12 protein-coding genes are annotated in these 14,719 nt (G+C 59.7%); 3 read left to right on the top strand and 9 right to left on the bottom strand.

The annotated features are described in order from the left end of the window. Window positions 1–4: 4 nt before the first annotated feature. Both FAA86_RS06465 and FAA86_RS06460 read right to left on the bottom strand, forming a co-directional pair. Window positions 5–1,942: a propionyl-CoA synthetase gene (locus FAA86_RS06465; protein ID WP_136539146.1), complete on the bottom strand. Its 1,938-nt coding sequence runs from the start codon at window positions 1,940–1,942 to the stop codon at window positions 5–7. A 111-nt stretch (window positions 1,943–2,053) separates the two neighbouring features. Then, window positions 2,054–2,713, bottom strand: a complete 660-nt coding sequence (locus tag FAA86_RS06460; protein ID WP_136539144.1) for a YggS family pyridoxal phosphate-dependent enzyme — start codon at window positions 2,711–2,713, stop codon at window positions 2,054–2,056. Window positions 2,714–2,918: 205 nt separating this feature from the next. Here FAA86_RS06460 and leuS point away from each other — a divergent pair, with 205 nt between their 5' ends. From leuS to holA, 3 genes are read left to right on the top strand one after another with little or no spacing between them, the layout of a single operon-like run. Further along, window positions 2,919–5,540, top strand: coding sequence for a leucine--tRNA ligase (gene leuS, locus FAA86_RS06455; protein WP_136539142.1), 2,622 nt, complete (start codon window positions 2,919–2,921; stop codon window positions 5,538–5,540). After that, entirely contained in the window at window positions 5,530–6,051 is a 522-nt protein-coding gene (locus FAA86_RS06450; RefSeq protein WP_136539140.1) for a hypothetical protein, read from the top strand. The genes leuS and FAA86_RS06450 overlap by 11 nt, the downstream gene beginning before the upstream one ends. 9 nt (window positions 6,052–6,060) lie before the next feature. After that, window positions 6,061–7,107, top strand: a complete 1,047-nt coding sequence (gene holA / locus FAA86_RS06445; protein ID WP_136539138.1) for a DNA polymerase III subunit delta — start codon at window positions 6,061–6,063, stop codon at window positions 7,105–7,107. Here holA and FAA86_RS06440 read toward each other — a convergent pair whose 3' ends face one another. The 7 genes from FAA86_RS06440 to hemJ all read right to left on the bottom strand — a co-directional run bounded on the left by FAA86_RS06440 (window position 7,108) and on the right by hemJ (window position 14,718). Then, entirely contained in the window at window positions 7,108–7,989 is an 882-nt protein-coding gene (locus tag FAA86_RS06440; RefSeq protein WP_136539136.1) for a ParB/RepB/Spo0J family partition protein, read from the bottom strand. It lies immediately after the preceding gene. 21 nt (window positions 7,990–8,010) lie between these two features. Further along, the gene (locus FAA86_RS06435; RefSeq protein ID WP_113459122.1) at window positions 8,011–8,805 is read right to left on the bottom strand and encodes a ParA family protein; all 795 of its coding nucleotides are present in this window, start codon (window positions 8,803–8,805) and stop codon (window positions 8,011–8,013) included. Between the two features lie 16 nt (window positions 8,806–8,821). Continuing rightward, entirely contained in the window at window positions 8,822–9,451 is a 630-nt protein-coding gene (gene rsmG, locus FAA86_RS06430) for a 16S rRNA (guanine(527)-N(7))-methyltransferase RsmG (RefSeq protein WP_136539134.1), read from the bottom strand. Between the two features lies 1 nt (window position 9,452). After that, entirely contained in the window at window positions 9,453–11,321 is a 1,869-nt protein-coding gene (gene mnmG, locus FAA86_RS06425; RefSeq protein WP_136539132.1) for a tRNA uridine-5-carboxymethylaminomethyl(34) synthesis enzyme MnmG, read from the bottom strand. Window positions 11,322–11,345: 24 nt separating this feature from the next. After that, window positions 11,346–12,674 carry a tRNA uridine-5-carboxymethylaminomethyl(34) synthesis GTPase MnmE gene (gene mnmE, locus FAA86_RS06420; protein WP_136539130.1) on the bottom strand — a complete coding sequence of 443 codons (1,329 nt, stop codon included), beginning with the start codon at window positions 12,672–12,674 and terminating at the stop codon, window positions 11,346–11,348. A gap of 46 nt (window positions 12,675–12,720) precedes the next feature. Next, window positions 12,721–13,986: a transcription termination factor Rho gene (rho, locus tag FAA86_RS06415; RefSeq protein WP_113459126.1), complete on the bottom strand. Its 1,266-nt coding sequence runs from the start codon at window positions 13,984–13,986 to the stop codon at window positions 12,721–12,723. Between the two features lie 195 nt (window positions 13,987–14,181). Continuing rightward, window positions 14,182–14,718 carry a protoporphyrinogen oxidase HemJ gene (gene hemJ / locus FAA86_RS06410; RefSeq protein WP_136539128.1) on the bottom strand — a complete coding sequence of 179 codons (537 nt, stop codon included), beginning with the start codon at window positions 14,716–14,718 and terminating at the stop codon, window positions 14,182–14,184. Between the last annotated feature and the right edge of the window lies 1 nt (window position 14,719).

Genomic DNA, 14,719 nt, shown 5'->3' with positions numbered 1-14,719 from the left:
AGGTTCAAGCGCTGGCGGCGGCCTTCGTTGCGACCGGCACCTGCCCATGCGCCTGAAGTACGGCGGTAATCTCGTCGAGGATCGCCGGATCGTCGATCGTCGCCGGCATCTTCCAGGGCAGACCATCGGCAATCTTCTGCATCGTCCCACGCAAGATTTTGCCCGAGCGGGTCTTCGGCAAGCGGTCCACCATCAGCACCATCTTGAAGGCGGCCACCGGACCGATCTCGTCGCGCACCAGCTGAACGACTTCCTTGGAAATCAGCTTATGATCCCGATGCACATTCTTCTTCAGCACGAGAAGGCCGCAGGGGATCTGCCCTTTCAGCTCATCGGCAATGCCGATGACCGCACATTCCGCGACATCGGGATGCATGGCGCAGACTTCTTCCATCGCCCCGGTAGAGAGACGATGACCAGCGCAATTGATGATGTCATCGGTGCGGGCCATGACGAAGACATAACCGTCTTCGTCGATGACGCCGGCATCGGCCGTCTTGTAGTAGCCGGGGAACTCCTCGAGGCATGAAGCTCGAAAGCGCTCATCGGCATTCCAGAAGGAAACGAGGCAGCCCGGGGGCAGGGGTAGCTTCGCCACGATGTTGCCAAGCGTGCCGGGAGCGACCGGATGGCCGGCATCGTCCAGGACCTCGAGCCCGTAACCAGGCATCGGCTTGGTCGGCGATCCGTGCTTCACCGGAAGCAATCCTAGGCCCGCCGGATTGGCGGCGATCGCCCAGCCGGTTTCCGTCTGCCACCAGTGATCGATGACAGGGATCTTCAGGATCCGCTCAGCCCATTTTAAGGTCTCCGGATCGGCACGCTCTCCGGCCAGGAAAAGGGCACGGAGGCCCGAGAGATCGTAGCGGGCGACATGTTCACCCTCGGGATCGTCACGGCGGATCGCGCGGAAGGCCGTCGGAGCCGTGAACAGCACTTTCACGTCGTGATCATTGACCACGCGCCAGAACGTGCCTGCGTCGGGCGTGCCCACAGGCTTGCCTTCGAAAACAACGGTCGCATTGCCGGCCAGAAGCGGCCCGTAGACGATATAGGAATGGCCGACCACCCAGCCGATATCGGAGGCGGCCCAGAAGACCTCGCCCGGCTTCACGCCATAGATGTTCTTCATGGTCCAGTTGAGGGCGACCATGTGGCCGCCATTATCGCGCACCACACCCTTCGGCTGACCGGTCGTGCCGGATGTGTAGAGAATGTAGAGCGGATCGGTTGCGGCAACCGCCACGCAATCGATCGAAGAGCCGTTGATCTTTTCTTGCTCGACGGCTTGCGCCAGATCGACGTCGCCGTGTTCGTAGCGGAGCGGCGCGTGGTATTGTTCGCGCTGCAGGATCAGGCAGTAATCCGGCTTGACCTTGGCCATGTCGATCGCCTGGTCGAGCAGCGGCTTGTAAGGCACGATGCGGCCCGGTTCGAGGCCGCAGCTCGCCCCGATCACAACCTTGGCACCGGAATCGTCGATGCGCGTCGCAAGCTCATGCGCGGCGAAGCCGCCGAAGACGACCGAATGCACGGCGCCGATGCGAGCGCAGGCGAGCATGGAAAACACGGCCTCTGGGATCATCGGCATGTAGATGATCACACGATCGCCCTTGCCGACGCCATGATTGCGCAGGACCGCAGCCATTGCGGAGACTTCCGTCAGAACCTGATCATAGCTGTAGCGCGCCGTCTGCCCGGTCATGGGGCTGTCGTAGATGACAGCCGTCTCGGCACCCCGGCCGGCCTCGATATGCCGGTCGATACAGTTATAGCAGGTATTGGTCTCACCCCCGGCAAACCACCGCCCATAGGTCCCTTGAGCGGGATCGAAGACACTTTCAGGCGCCTTGAACCAGTGAATGTCTTTTGCCGCAGCGCCCCAGAAACCTTCGGGGTTTGCCTTCCAGGAATCATAGACGTCCTGATAGCTCTCGCGCATGCCGATCCTCCCATGACAACGCTTGAGGCTTTCGCCTTTACCGTCATTTTAGGATCGGCGAAGGAAGGAGGAAAGAGAGACCAAAGCGCTATGCCGAAGGTCTAAGGCAATTTAACGTGTGCCAAAAATCGCCGAGCCGACGCGCACGCTTGTTGCCCCGAAGCCGATGGCAGTCTGGAAATCACCCGACATGCCCATGGAGAGCTTCGAAAGCCCGTTTTCCTCGGCAAGTTTCGCCAGCAGGGCAAAATGCGGTCCTGGATTTTCATCGACCGGCGGAATGCACATCAGGCCTTCGACCTGCATTGCAAGTTCATCCCGGCAGAGCGAGACAAAGGACGCGACGTCGTCGGGCGCAATCCCGGCTTTCTGCGGCTCGAGACCGGTATTGACCTGAATGTAGAACCGGATCGAACGCTCCTGGCGCTTGACTTGCTCGGCCAGCGCCCGCGCGATCTTCTCGCGGTCCACGGTTTCGATCACATCGAAGAGTGCCACCGCGTCGGCTGCCTTGTTCGACTGGAGCGGCCCGATCAGATGCAGTTCGAGATCAGGTGTCTCGGCCTTCAGCTCCGGCCACTTGCCCTGGGCCTCCTGCACGCGGTTTTCTCCAAAGACCCGCTGCCCCGCAACGATCGTCGGCCGGATGTGCTCGGCATCGAAGGTTTTGGACACGGCCACGAGCGAAACGGAATCCGGCTCACGACCGGCTTCATGCGTTGCCTTCGCGATCTTGTCCCGGACGTCCTGGAGGCGTTCTTCAACCGACATGTCCAACCCTCGTTTCATTCTACTCGATATCTGGCGTATTCACGACTTTCGGCAAGGGGTTAAAGCCAGCCTCGGGCGATGGCAAGCTCAGGCGGCAAACGCGGCCCGGAAAGCCCCGGCGAATCCCTCAAAAACTTGACGCTTGGCCGGTTTCATGATGAAGGTCGGCCCTCTTCCTTTGATGCTATTCCCGGAAATGCGATCCATGGCTACCGAACGTTACAATCCGCGCGACGCCGAGCCCCGTTGGCAGGCGAAATGGGCCGAAGACAAGGTCTTCGAGACCGACAATGCTGACCCGCGCGAGAAATACTACGTGCTCGAGATGTTCCCCTATCCCTCGGGACGCATCCACATGGGCCATGTCCGCAACTACGCGATGGGCGATGTCGTTGCCCGCTACAAACGCGCCCGCGGCTATAATGTCTTGCATCCCATGGGCTGGGACGCATTCGGCATGCCGGCGGAAAATGCCGCGATGAAGAACAAGGTCCACCCCAAGGCCTGGACCTACGAGAACATCGCCACCATGCGCGGCCAGCTGAAGTCCATGGGTCTGTCCCTGGACTGGTCGCGCGAATTCGCGACCTGCGACGTCGACTACTACCATCGCCAGCAGCACCTGTTCCTGGACTTCCTGGAAAAGGGTCTGGTCTACCGCAAGAATTCGAAGGTGAACTGGGACCCGGAAGACATGACCGTGCTCGCCAACGAGCAGGTCATCGACGGCCGTGGCTGGCGCTCCGGTGCCCTGGTCGAGCAGCGCGAACTGACCCAGTGGTTCTTCAAGATCACAGATTTCAGCCAGGACCTGCTCGACGCCTTGGACGAACTCGACCAGTGGCCCGAAAAGGTCCGGCTGATGCAGAAGAACTGGATCGGCCGCTCGGAAGGCATGGCGATCCGTTGGGAGGTTGCGTCCGGCAGCGAAGCCGGCGAGCTGACCGTCTATACGACACGGCCCGACACCCTGTTCGGCGCCTCCTTCCTCGCGATCGCCGCTGATCACCCCTTGGCAAAGGAAGCCGCCGCGCGTGACGCAGCCGTGGACGCCTTCTGCCAGGAATGCCGGCATGCCGGCACGTCTCTGGCAGCGCTGGAAACAGCCGAGAAGAAGGGCATCGATACCGGAATCCGCGTGAAGCATCCGCTCGACCCGAGCTGGGAGCTGCCGGTCTATGTCGCAAACTTCGTGCTGATGGAATACGGCACGGGCGCGATCTTCGGCTGCCCCTCCGGCGACCAGCGCGACCTGGATTTTGCCCGCAAATACGACCTGCCGGTCGTGCCGGTCGTCATGCCCAAAGACGGCGACGCCGCAAGTTTCGTCGTCGGTGACACCGCCTATACCGATGACGGCGTGATGATCAATTCCCGCTTCCTCGACGGGCTTTCGACGACGGAAGCTTTCGAGGAAGTGGCGAACCGTCTGTCCTCTCAGCAGCTGAACGGCGCACCGCAGGGCGAACGCAAGGTCAATTTCCGCCTGCGCGACTGGGGCATTTCCCGTCAGCGCTACTGGGGCTGCCCGATCCCGGTCATCCATTGCGATGACTGTGGTGTGGTCCCCGTCCCGAAGAAGGACCTGCCGGTGAAGCTGCCGGACGATGTCAGCTTCGACAAGCCGGGCAACCCGCTCGACCGTCATCCGACCTGGCGCCATGTCGCCTGCCCCTGCTGCGGCAAGGATGCCCGTCGCGAGACGGACACGATGGACACCTTTGTCGATTCGAGCTGGTATTTCACCCGCTTTACGGCACCGTGGGAAGACAATCCGACAGATCCGGCCGTCGCCAACCGCTGGCTGCCGGTCGATCAGTATATCGGCGGTATCGAGCACGCGATCCTGCACCTGCTCTATTCGCGTTTCTTCACCCGCGCGATGCGCGAGACCGGACATGTCGGCCTGAAGGAACCCTTCAAGGGTCTCTTTACCCAGGGCATGGTGGTGCACGAGACCTACAGCATCGGCGAGGGACTGGAGCGCGAATGGGTGGCCCCGGTTGATCTTCGCATCGAAGAGGCCGATGGCACGCGCCGGGCATTCCTGCTGAGCAATGGTCACGAAGCCAAGATCGGCTCGATTGAGAAAATGTCGAAGTCGAAGAAGAACGTCGTGGATCCCGATGACATCATTGGTTCCTACGGCGCCGATACCGCACGCTTCTTCGTTCTCTCGGATTCGCCGCCGGACCGCGACGTCATCTGGTCGGAAGCAGGCGTCGAAGGCGCCCATCGCTTCGTCCAGCGCGTCTGGCGTCTGGTTTCCGAGGCCGCCGATCGTCTGAGGTCCGTACAGCCGAATCCGGCTAAGGACGGTGACGCATTGGCCGTGTCACAAATCGCCCACAAGACGCTGAAGGCTGTTCAGGGCGATCTCGACAAGCTTGCCTTCAACAAGGCGATCGCCCGCATCTACGAACTGGTCAATGCGCTGGCCGCGCCGCTCACCAATGTCGCGGCAGGGCAGGGTGACCAGGCTTATGTCGCCGCGGTCCGCAATGCGGCCGAGATCCTTGTGCAACTGATTGCACCGATGACACCGCATCTGGCCGAAGAGTGCTGGTCGATCCTCGGCAATGAGGGTTTGATCGCGAAATCGGTCTGGCCGCAATTCGACGAAGCTCTGGTCGCCGAGAATGAAATCACGCTGCCTGTGCAGATCAACGGCAAGAAGCGCGCCGAATTGACAATCGCGCGCGACGCAGACCAGAATGCCGTCCAGGAAGCCGTGCTGGCTCTCGACGCCGTCAAGGCCGCGCTCAACGGCCAGGCGCCGAAGAAGATCATCGTTGTCCCGCTAAGGATCGTGAACATTGTCCTCTGAACTCAAGCCTTCCACGGTGCTTCGGCGCTCGCTTCTGATCGGCGCGGCTCTGCTTCTGGCGGGCTGCCAGGCGCGTCCCTTGTATCAGGATGTCAATGCCATTGGTGAAACGCGCGGCGCTCTCGCGGCCATTTCCTACTCTGAAGCTACAAGCCGGATTGGCCTCGAGACGCGCAATCGTCTGCTCTTCCTGACCAGTGGTGGCAAGGAAGCCGCAACGCCGGAGTATCGCGTCGAATTGACCGTCACCGGCGGCGTAACAGGCATTTTGCTGGATGAGGCAGCCGATACCCCGAACGCGGGGCGCGCTGCCGTCCTGGGAACCTATACGCTGAAGCGTATCTCGGACGACACCGTTCTCAAAACCGGTCGTCGAACGGGCGTCGCCCTCTTCGACTATCCGCGTCAGGAATTTGCAAAGCTGCGTGCGGTCCGGGACGCAGAGACGCGTGCAGCCCGGGAATTGGCTGAGATCATCTACGCCGACCTGGCCATGACCCTCGGTCGCTGATCGGCGATCATGGCGGAGATCAAATCTCACGAGTTTGAAGGCTTCCTGGCCAAGTCGGCCAGGCATTACCGGCTCTTTGTTATTTATGGACCGGATCGTGGGCTGGTCGCCGAACGGGCCTCGGCTCTTGCTGCCACAACGGGTGTCGATCTCTCGGACGGGTTTGCGCTGATCCGGCTCGACGCGTCCGACATCCAGTCGGACCCAGGCCGGCTGATCGATGAGATGAATGCATTCGGCCTCTTCGGCGGCGAAAAACTCATCTGGGTGCGCAGCGCAGCCAATGAGAAACAACTGGTCGACGGCCTCGCGCATCTTGCGGCAAAGCCACCGGAAGGCAGCTATCTCCTCATTGAGGCCGGCGATCTCAAGAAGGGTTCGGCTCTACGGAAAGTCGCGGAATCCGAGCGGAGCGTGGCCTGTATCGCCTGCTACCAGGATGACGCGCGGGCCTTGAATGGCCTGATCGACGCCGAACTCGCCGCCGCGAATCTCCGCATCACACCGGCAGCGCGAGAATTGCTGCTCGAGTCCATCGGCGGTGATCGTATTGCGTCGCGCAACGAGATCCAGAAGCTCGTTCTCTATTGCATGAACGACGAGCTGATCGACGAGCGCCACGTCCTGGATATCGTCGGCGATGCCAGCGCCGTGTCGACCGACGAGGTTGTAGACGCCGTACTGTCCGGTGATCCCGACGGCTTTCTGCATGCAATCCAGAAAGTCATCTCGTCCAAGACGGCTGTCTTCCTGGTCCTGCAGGGAACGATGAAACAGATTCAGTTGCTGGAGGCCATGCGTCTGGAGATGGAAGAGAAGAGCCAGCAACCGGCGCAGGTACTCCAGACGCTGGGCCGCGGCATCCATTTCAAACGCAAGCCGATCATCGAGAAAGCGTTACGGAACTGGAACAGTTCCGACCTGGGGCGTGAAAGCTCTAGGCTCAATGCGGCGGTTCTGCAGAGCAGGCAGAATGCGTCGCTCGAAGACAATCTGGCCATCCAGACCCTTCTGGCAACGACGCTTCAATCCGCGCGGCGCAATCGCCGCGGCTGATCAGCGAGCCTCGAGCAGGCGGCAGATCTCTTCCAGCTGGTCCAGCGTCTTGTAATTGATCTTCAGCTGACCGCCACCACCCTTGTGGTTGATCGCGACAGAAAGACCCAGGCGATCGGAGAGGCTACGCTCGAGCGCGATGGTGTCTGAATCTTTCGGCTCCCGAACTTCTGCTGGTGTGGGTTCCTGCTGCGCCTTGATGTGGTTCTGCGCGAGCTTCTCCGCATCGCGAACGGAAAGACCCTTTTGCGCTATGGTCTTGGCGAGCATCACCGGATCGGGCGTCGAGACCAAAGCGCGCGCGTGACCAGCAGAAAGACTACCGTCGGCCAGCATGTCACGCACGGGGTCGGGGAGCTTCAGAAGGCGCAGGCTATTGGCCACATGGCTCCGGCTCTTGCCGATGATTTCGCCAAGGTCGTTCTGGGTATAGCCGTGCTCGGCAATCAACTGCTCGTAACCAAGCGCCTCTTCGAGAGGGTTGAGGTCCGCGCGCTGCACGTTTTCAACGATCGCGAGCTCAAGAGCGGTGCGATCGTCGACATCCCGCACGATGACCGGAATTTCGACCAAGCCGGCGAGTTGGGCAGCGCGCCACCGGCGCTCGCCGGCGATGATCTCATAGCGATCGTTGCCGACCGTACGAACTACCACGGGCTGCACGATACCATGCTGCCGGATCGAACCGGCGAGATCCTGCAATTCGGCCTCGTCGAAGTAGCGACGTGGGTTCTTAGGGCTACGAGCGACGAATTCGATCGGAACGGTGCGGTCAGGGTTCACCGTCGGCTTGGTTTCGCCAACTGGAACCGGCTGATCCATTTCGCCGATCAGTGCTGCCAGACCGCGACCGAGGCGGCGTTTCGATACGTCTTCGCTCATACTCACACCCTTATACGAAGATTAGGCTGCCTTACGCTGCCGTTCGCGCTGAATGACCTCGGAAGCCAGCTGCAGATAGGCCTGGCTGCCTGCACACTTCAGATCATAAAGGATAGCCGGCTTACCATAAGACGGCGCCTCGGACACCCGCACGTTTCTTGGGATCAGCGTCGTGTAAACCTTCTCCCCAAGATGCTCGCGGACGTCGCTCACCACCTGTTGGGCGAGATTGTTGCGCGAGTCGAACATAGTCAGCACGATGCCCTGGATATCGAGCGTTGGATTGACCGTCTGACGAACCTGGTTGATCGTCTCAAGCAGCTGACTCAGGCCCTCGAGCGCAAAGAACTCGCATTGCAGGGGCACCAGCACCGAGTGGGCTGCTGCCATGGCGTTCATCGTCAAAAGGTTGAATGACGGCGGGCAATCCAGAAGCACATAGCTGAAGGAGCGCGCATCATCGAGATTCAGAGCCTTCTTCAGCCGGAACACGCGATCCGCCTGCTGGGAGATTTCCATCTCGAAGCCGAGGAGGTCCATCGTCGAAGGCACGATGGACAGGTTTGGCACCGCCGTCTCAAGCGCTGCTTCGGTAATGGAATGGGTCCCGATCAGCACATCATAAGACGACAGCCGACGATCGCGGCGGTCGATACCGAGACCGGTGCTGGCATTGCCCTGCGGGTCCAGGTCCACGATCAGCACGCGCTCACCAATGGCGGCCAAGGCCGTTGCAAGATTGATGGCCGTCGTCGTTTTCCCCACGCCACCCTTTTGGTTCGCGATGGTGATGATACGGTTTTTCTCGAGATTCATATGGCACCCGAAGCGGTTAAACCCTGCGTGACAGGGAGGCGATCTCCAGGATGACGGAATCTGCCTCGACGACGCTTTGATGTTTTATCAGATCGAAGTCCCAGCGACCACGCGCTTTATCGATCTCTGCCTGATAATCCCGGCCTTTGTGGAAGATAAAGCGGATGTTGGGATTGTTTTGCGCCCAGGGGAACACATAGGCGAAGAGTGCATCAAGCTCCGCCAGCGCCCGGGCTGAAACAAAGTCAGGTGCCTGAAGCTTCTTGGTTGCCTCTTCGATCCGCAGGGGATGGACCGCACCGCGCCCGCCTACTTCTGTGAGCGCGACGCGGAGAAAGCCACATTTCTTGTTGTTGCTTTCCACGAGATCAATCCACCCGTCGCCATATTCTGCAAGGCTGATGGCGGTGATAATCCCAGGGAAACCACCACCACTGCCGATATCGATCCAGCGGCCGGGCTGCGGCACAATGTTCCGGATTTGTAACGAGTCTATGATGTGCCGGGTCCACACTTGCTCAAGCGTTGAGGGTGCGACCAGATTGATGCGGGGCGCCCACTTCATGAAAAGATCGGCGAAACGGTTGAGGCGCTCCTGCGTTTCACGTGAAACATGGATGCCGTAGGCGCTACTGTCGATCTTCATATCAAGAAGCCAATTTACTTGTATTTTTCCGGAGATGCGCGACCAGCAACGCAACCGCAGCCGGAGTCATGCCTTCGATGCGCGCAGCCTGAGCGACGTTCAAGGGGCGCTGCGCAGTGAGCTTTGCCTTCAGCTCATTGGACAGTCCCGAAAGAGCGAGATAGTCGAAATCACGTGGGATTTCGCGATTCTCTTCTGCGCGCACATCGGCGACGTCCGAGGCCTGCCGCTCGAGATAGACGTAGTAGAGGCAGTCGATCTCAACGGCTTCGGCGATCTTGCCATTCTCGGCGGCAAGTTCCGGCCACACGCGCACCACATCAGCCCAACCGATTTCCGGATAGGACAGGATCTCGCGCGCGGATCGCCGCCGGCCATCCTGGTTGACGCTGACGCCGACGGCCGACATTTCATTTGGGGAAGCCATGAGCGACCCAAGGCGTTCATAAAGGCCCGTCCGCTGCGCCGCATACGTCGAAAACTTCGACGCACGGTCGGGGCCAACACAGCCAATAGAGATACCAATCGGGGTAAGTCGCATGTCCGCATTATCTGCGCGCAATGACAGCCGATATTCTGCTCGCGACGTAAACATCCGGTAAGGCTCGGCGACACCGCGGGATGTGAGGTCATCGATCATGACGCCAATATAGGAATCCGTTCGGCTGAGCCGCACACTGTCCTGACCGCCGGCATATCGGGCCGCATTGATTCCGGCGACCAAGCCCTGGGCACCGGCTTCCTCGTATCCCGTGGTCCCGTTGATCTGGCCTGCGAGATAGAGGCCACGCGCGCCCTTGACCGCCAGAGAGAGGTCAAGCTGCTGCGGGTCCACATAATCATACTCTATCGCGTATCCAGGCTGCAGGATCCGAACATCTTCAAGCCCGGGGATCGAGCGGATGAAGAGCTCCTGCACCTCTTCCGGCAGGGAAGTGGAGATGCCATTGGGATAAATCGTGTCGTCGTCCAGGCCTTCCGGTTCAAGGAAGATCTGGTGACCGTCGCGATCACCGAAACGGTTGATCTTATCCTCGATAGACGGGCAATAACGTGGGCCCACACCTTCGATCTGCCCGGAATATATGGCGGAGCGATGGATATTGTCCCGGATGATCTGATGCGTACGTTCGGTCGTACGCGTGATGCCGCAGGCAATCTGCGGGGTCGTTATCTGCTCCGTCATGAAGGAGAAGGGAATAGGGTCCGCGTCCGCCTCCTGAACGTCCAGACCGTCCCAGCGGATTGTCTTTCGGTCCAGCCGTGCAGGCGTGCCTGTCTTGAGACGTCCAAGTTTCAGGCCCAAGGCCGCAAGGTCGCCGCTAAGACCAAGGGCAGGGGCCTCGCCAACCCGGCCCGCCGGGATCTTCTTGTCGCCGATATGGATCAGACCATTCAGGAACGTTCCGGTGGTCAACACCACCGCAGATGCCCGGAGCTCGCGCCCGTCCTCGAGGTGAACTCCTTTTATTTCGGACGAGTCACGAATGAAAGAGTTCACCGCACCTTCGATGATTTCGAGATTCGGTGTCTCCGACAAAAGCTGCTGCACGGCCTGACGGTAGAGCTTTCGATCAGCTTGGGTGCGAGGCCCCCACACTGCCGGGCCCTTCTTGCGGTTCAGCATGCGAAACTGGATACCGCCCATGTCGGCAGCCCGGCCCATCAAGCCATCGAGAGCGTCAATCTCACGAACGAGGTGACCTTTGCCCAGGCCGCCAATCGCAGGGTTGCAGGACATCACGCCGATCGTATCGGCACGATGCGTCACCAGCGCGGTTCTCGCACCCATGCGCGCAGATGCAGCGGCAGCCTCTGTTCCGGCATGGCCGCCACCCACAACGATGACGTCAAACTGTATTCCGACCATGTTCAGTAGCCTGTTTCACGTGAATCACTTGCCGACACAGAATTCGGAGAAGATCTTACCCAAAAGCGTTTCGGTATCGATTCGACCAGTCATGCGCGACAGCTCCATCGAGGCTAATCGCAGATCTTCGGCTCGAAGCTCAAGCGGGCTCATCTCGTTCTGAAGAGCCGATTGTAAATGTGCAGATGCGGAGCGAAGGCGCTCTGCATGCCTCAAACGACTTGGAATTGCAAGGCTTGCGACGTTCGTGCTCTCGCGCACTGCCCGCAGAAGGCGAGAGCGAAGCTCCTCCAATCCCTCGCCACTCACTGAGGACAAGCAGACATCGAAGTCACAAGCACCTCCACGAGCCTCGCTCAAAACATCTAGCTTTGTACCCACCCTGATAACAGGCCGATCAATGCCAATCGGATCACCTCTGACAGCTGCGGACATATCCGTAAGCTCGAGAACCAAATCTGCGTCGCTGATCGTCCTCATGGCGCGCCGAATGCCCTCCTGTTCGATGACGTCGGCTGTCTCTCTCAGCCCAGCGGTGTCGTAGAGCTCAAACTTATATCCTTCGATATCGAGTTCACAGCGAACAACATCCCGTGTTGTCCCAGCGATTGGCGTAACTATCGCGACATCACGCTGTGCCAAGGCGTTCATCAGGCTCGATTTTCCGGCATTGGGCGCCCCCGCCAAGGCGACCTTGAAGCCATCACGGATAATCTCGCCAGCCCGCAGGTCTTGAATGCCTTTGTCGACCTCTTGCTTCAGGAGCGCAACTTCGTTCCATATCCGATTCGAAACAGACCCAGGGATGTCACCTTCGTCGCTGAAGTCGAGCTCGGCCTCCAGCATGGAGCGGGCAAAGATCAGTTTTTCTCGCCAGTCATCGTAGAGACTGGACAGGTGGCCGCTCGCTTGCTCGCTCGCCAATCGTCGCTGCATCTCGGTCTCGGCCGCCAGGAGATCGGCCAGACCTTCAACCTCGAGCAGATCCATCTTGCCGTTTTCGAAAGCCCGACGGGAAAACTCACCGGCTTCGGCCATCCGAGCGCCGGAGAATCCGGCTAAGGAATTGAGAACGGCAGTGACGACAGCGCGGCCGCCGTGCAGGTGAAGTTCTGCGCAATCCTCGCCGGTAAACGACTGAGGGCCGGGAAACACCAGAACCAGTCCGCGATCGAGGAAGGCGCCGTCTGCGCTCCGGATGGTTCGCAATGCTGCCTGCCTTGGTGCCGGTACGTCACCAACCAGTGCGTTGACCATCATGAAAGCGGCCGGGCCGCTGATCCTCAGGACAGCAACTCCGGCCGGCAATGCACCAGAAGCCAAGGCGAATATTGTCTGGGAATGAGCGGTCACGTGAGAACCCTCAGCCACGCCCTGACGCCAGCTCCCGCTGGGAGGATCAGGTGTTCATCGAGTCGAAGAAGTCGCCATTGTTCTTCGTCTGCTTGAGCTTGTCGATCAGGAACTCGATCGCATCGGTCGTTCCCATCGGTGCCAGGATACGGCGGAGGACGAAGATTTTCTGCAGGTCCTGACGCGGTACGAGCAGGTCTTCCTTACGGGTGCCGGACTTCAGGATGTCCATCGCCGGGAAGATGCGCTTGTCCGCAACCTTGCGATCGAGGACGATTTCCGAGTTACCGGTGCCCTTGAACTCTTCGAAGATGACTTCGTCCATGCGGCTGCCGGTATCGATGAGGGCCGTCGCGATGATCGTCAGCGAGCCACCTTCTTCGATGTTACGGGCTGCACCGAAGAAGCGCTTCGGACGCTGCAGCGCGTTGGCATCGACACCACCGGTCAGAACCTTACCCGAAGACGGCACGACGGTGTTGTAGGCGCGGCCGAGGCGGGTGATCGAATCGAGCAGGATAACAACGTCACGACCGTGTTCGACAAGACGCTTCGCCTTTTCGATGACCATTTCTGCCACCTGAACGTGGCGAACAGCCGGTTCATCGAAGGTGGAGGAAACGACTTCGCCGCGCACAGAGCGCTGCATGTCGGTCACTTCTTCCGGGCGTTCATCGATCAAGAGAACGATGAGGTAACATTCCGGATGGTTCGCGGTAATCGAATGCGCGATATTCTGCAGCAGAACCGTTTTACCGGTACGCGGCGGTGCAACGATCAGACCGCGCTGGCCCTTGCCGAGGGGGGCAACGAGATCGATGACGCGCGAGGAAAGGTCCTTCGACGTCGGAACATCGAGTTCCATCTTGAAGCGCTCGTTCGGATAGAGCGGCGTCAGATTGTCGAAGTGGACCTTGTGACGGATCTTCTCGGGATCCTCGAAATTGATGGTGTTGACCTTCAGAAGGGCAAAATAGCGCTCGCCTTCCTTCGGACCCCGGATCGGGCCTTCAACCGTGTCACCTGTCTTCAGAGAGAAGCGGCGGATCTGCGAGGGGGAGATGTAGATATCGTCCGGACCCGGAAGATAATTGGCATTGGCGGAGCGGAGGAAGCCGAAGCCGTCCTGCAACACTTCAACGACGCCCTCGCCGATGATCTCCACATCCTGGCTCGCCAGCATCTTGAGGATCGCAAACATGAGCTCCTGCTTGCGCATCGTGCTCGCGTTTTCGACTTCGAGCGATTCGGCAAAGGTCAGGAGATCGGTCGGCGATTTGCTTTTGAGTTCTTGTAGCTTCATTTCAGCCATGAAGAGGGACCACGTCAGATAGAATTTTCAAGGAGAACGGCGAGCTGGTGGAATTCGGTACGATCGCGAAGGCCGCAAATGACTGAATAATACGCAAGCCAAAAGAGGGAGTGGCGCGAAAATAGCGACTCGGGGATTCGACCGCAAGTGAAAAGCCCGCGCTCACGAAAATAATACGAACCGCGGCGATTGCGCTTAGAACGGCTTCACGACGGCGAGGACCACGATCAGGATCATCAGGAGGGTCGGCGCTTCATTCATCATGCGCCAATAGCGCGGCGTCTTGATGTACTCACCCCGACCGAAGGATTTCACCGCCTTGGCGAAATAGCCATGCACACCCGAAAGCGCGATCACCGCCGCGATCTTGGCATGCAGCCATCCGCCCTGGAATGCAAAGACCTGCCAGGCGAGGTAAAGACCGAGCACCCAGGACACCACCATGGCCGGGTTCATGATCACCTTCATCAGCCGCGCTTCCATCACCGCAAAGGTCCGTGCCTGCTCGGAGGAGGGATCGCAATCAGAATGATAGATGAACAACCGGGGCAGATAGAGCATCCCGGCCATCCATGAGATGATCGCGATGATGTGAAGCGCCTTGATCCACGGATAGGCCTCATCCGGACCGGCCAGCATGATGCCGCCTCCGACCAGGCCGAAGAAGATCAGCGCGGTAGCCGCTTTCTTCGCAGCCTGCTGGCCTGGCCGCGCGTCGATCTGCTTCTCCATG

This window comes from Rhizobium rosettiformans W3, from assembly GCF_004912135.1.
Classification (GTDB): domain Bacteria; phylum Pseudomonadota; class Alphaproteobacteria; order Rhizobiales; family Rhizobiaceae; genus Allorhizobium; species Allorhizobium rosettiformans.
The sequence above is the reverse complement of the archived record's forward strand: the minus strand, read 5'-3'. Positions and strand labels throughout refer to the sequence as shown.

Coding starts and splice junctions, on each gene's coding strand:
- holA (WP_136539138.1), top strand. CDS start 6,061: ATGGCGGAGATCAAATCTCACGAGTTTGAAGGCTTCCTGGCCAAGTCG.
- FAA86_RS06435 (WP_113459122.1), bottom strand. CDS start 8,805: ATGAATCTCGAGAAAAACCGTATCATCACCATCGCGAACCAAAAGGGT.
- rho (WP_113459126.1), bottom strand. CDS start 13,986: ATGGCTGAAATGAAGCTACAAGAACTCAAAAGCAAATCGCCGACCGAT.
- FAA86_RS06440 (WP_136539136.1), bottom strand. CDS start 7,989: ATGAGCGAAGACGTATCGAAACGCCGCCTCGGTCGCGGTCTGGCAGCA.
- FAA86_RS06465 (WP_136539146.1), bottom strand. CDS start 1,942: ATGCGCGAGAGCTATCAGGACGTCTATGATTCCTGGAAGGCAAACCCC.
- leuS (WP_136539142.1), top strand. CDS start 2,919: ATGGCTACCGAACGTTACAATCCGCGCGACGCCGAGCCCCGTTGGCAG.
- mnmG (WP_136539132.1), bottom strand. CDS start 11,321: ATGGTCGGAATACAGTTTGACGTCATCGTTGTGGGTGGCGGCCATGCC.
- hemJ (WP_136539128.1), bottom strand. CDS start 14,718: ATGGAGAAGCAGATCGACGCGCGGCCAGGCCAGCAGGCTGCGAAGAAA.
- FAA86_RS06460 (WP_136539144.1), bottom strand. CDS start 2,713: ATGTCGGTTGAAGAACGCCTCCAGGACGTCCGGGACAAGATCGCGAAG.
- rsmG (WP_136539134.1), bottom strand. CDS start 9,451: ATGAAGATCGACAGTAGCGCCTACGGCATCCATGTTTCACGTGAAACG.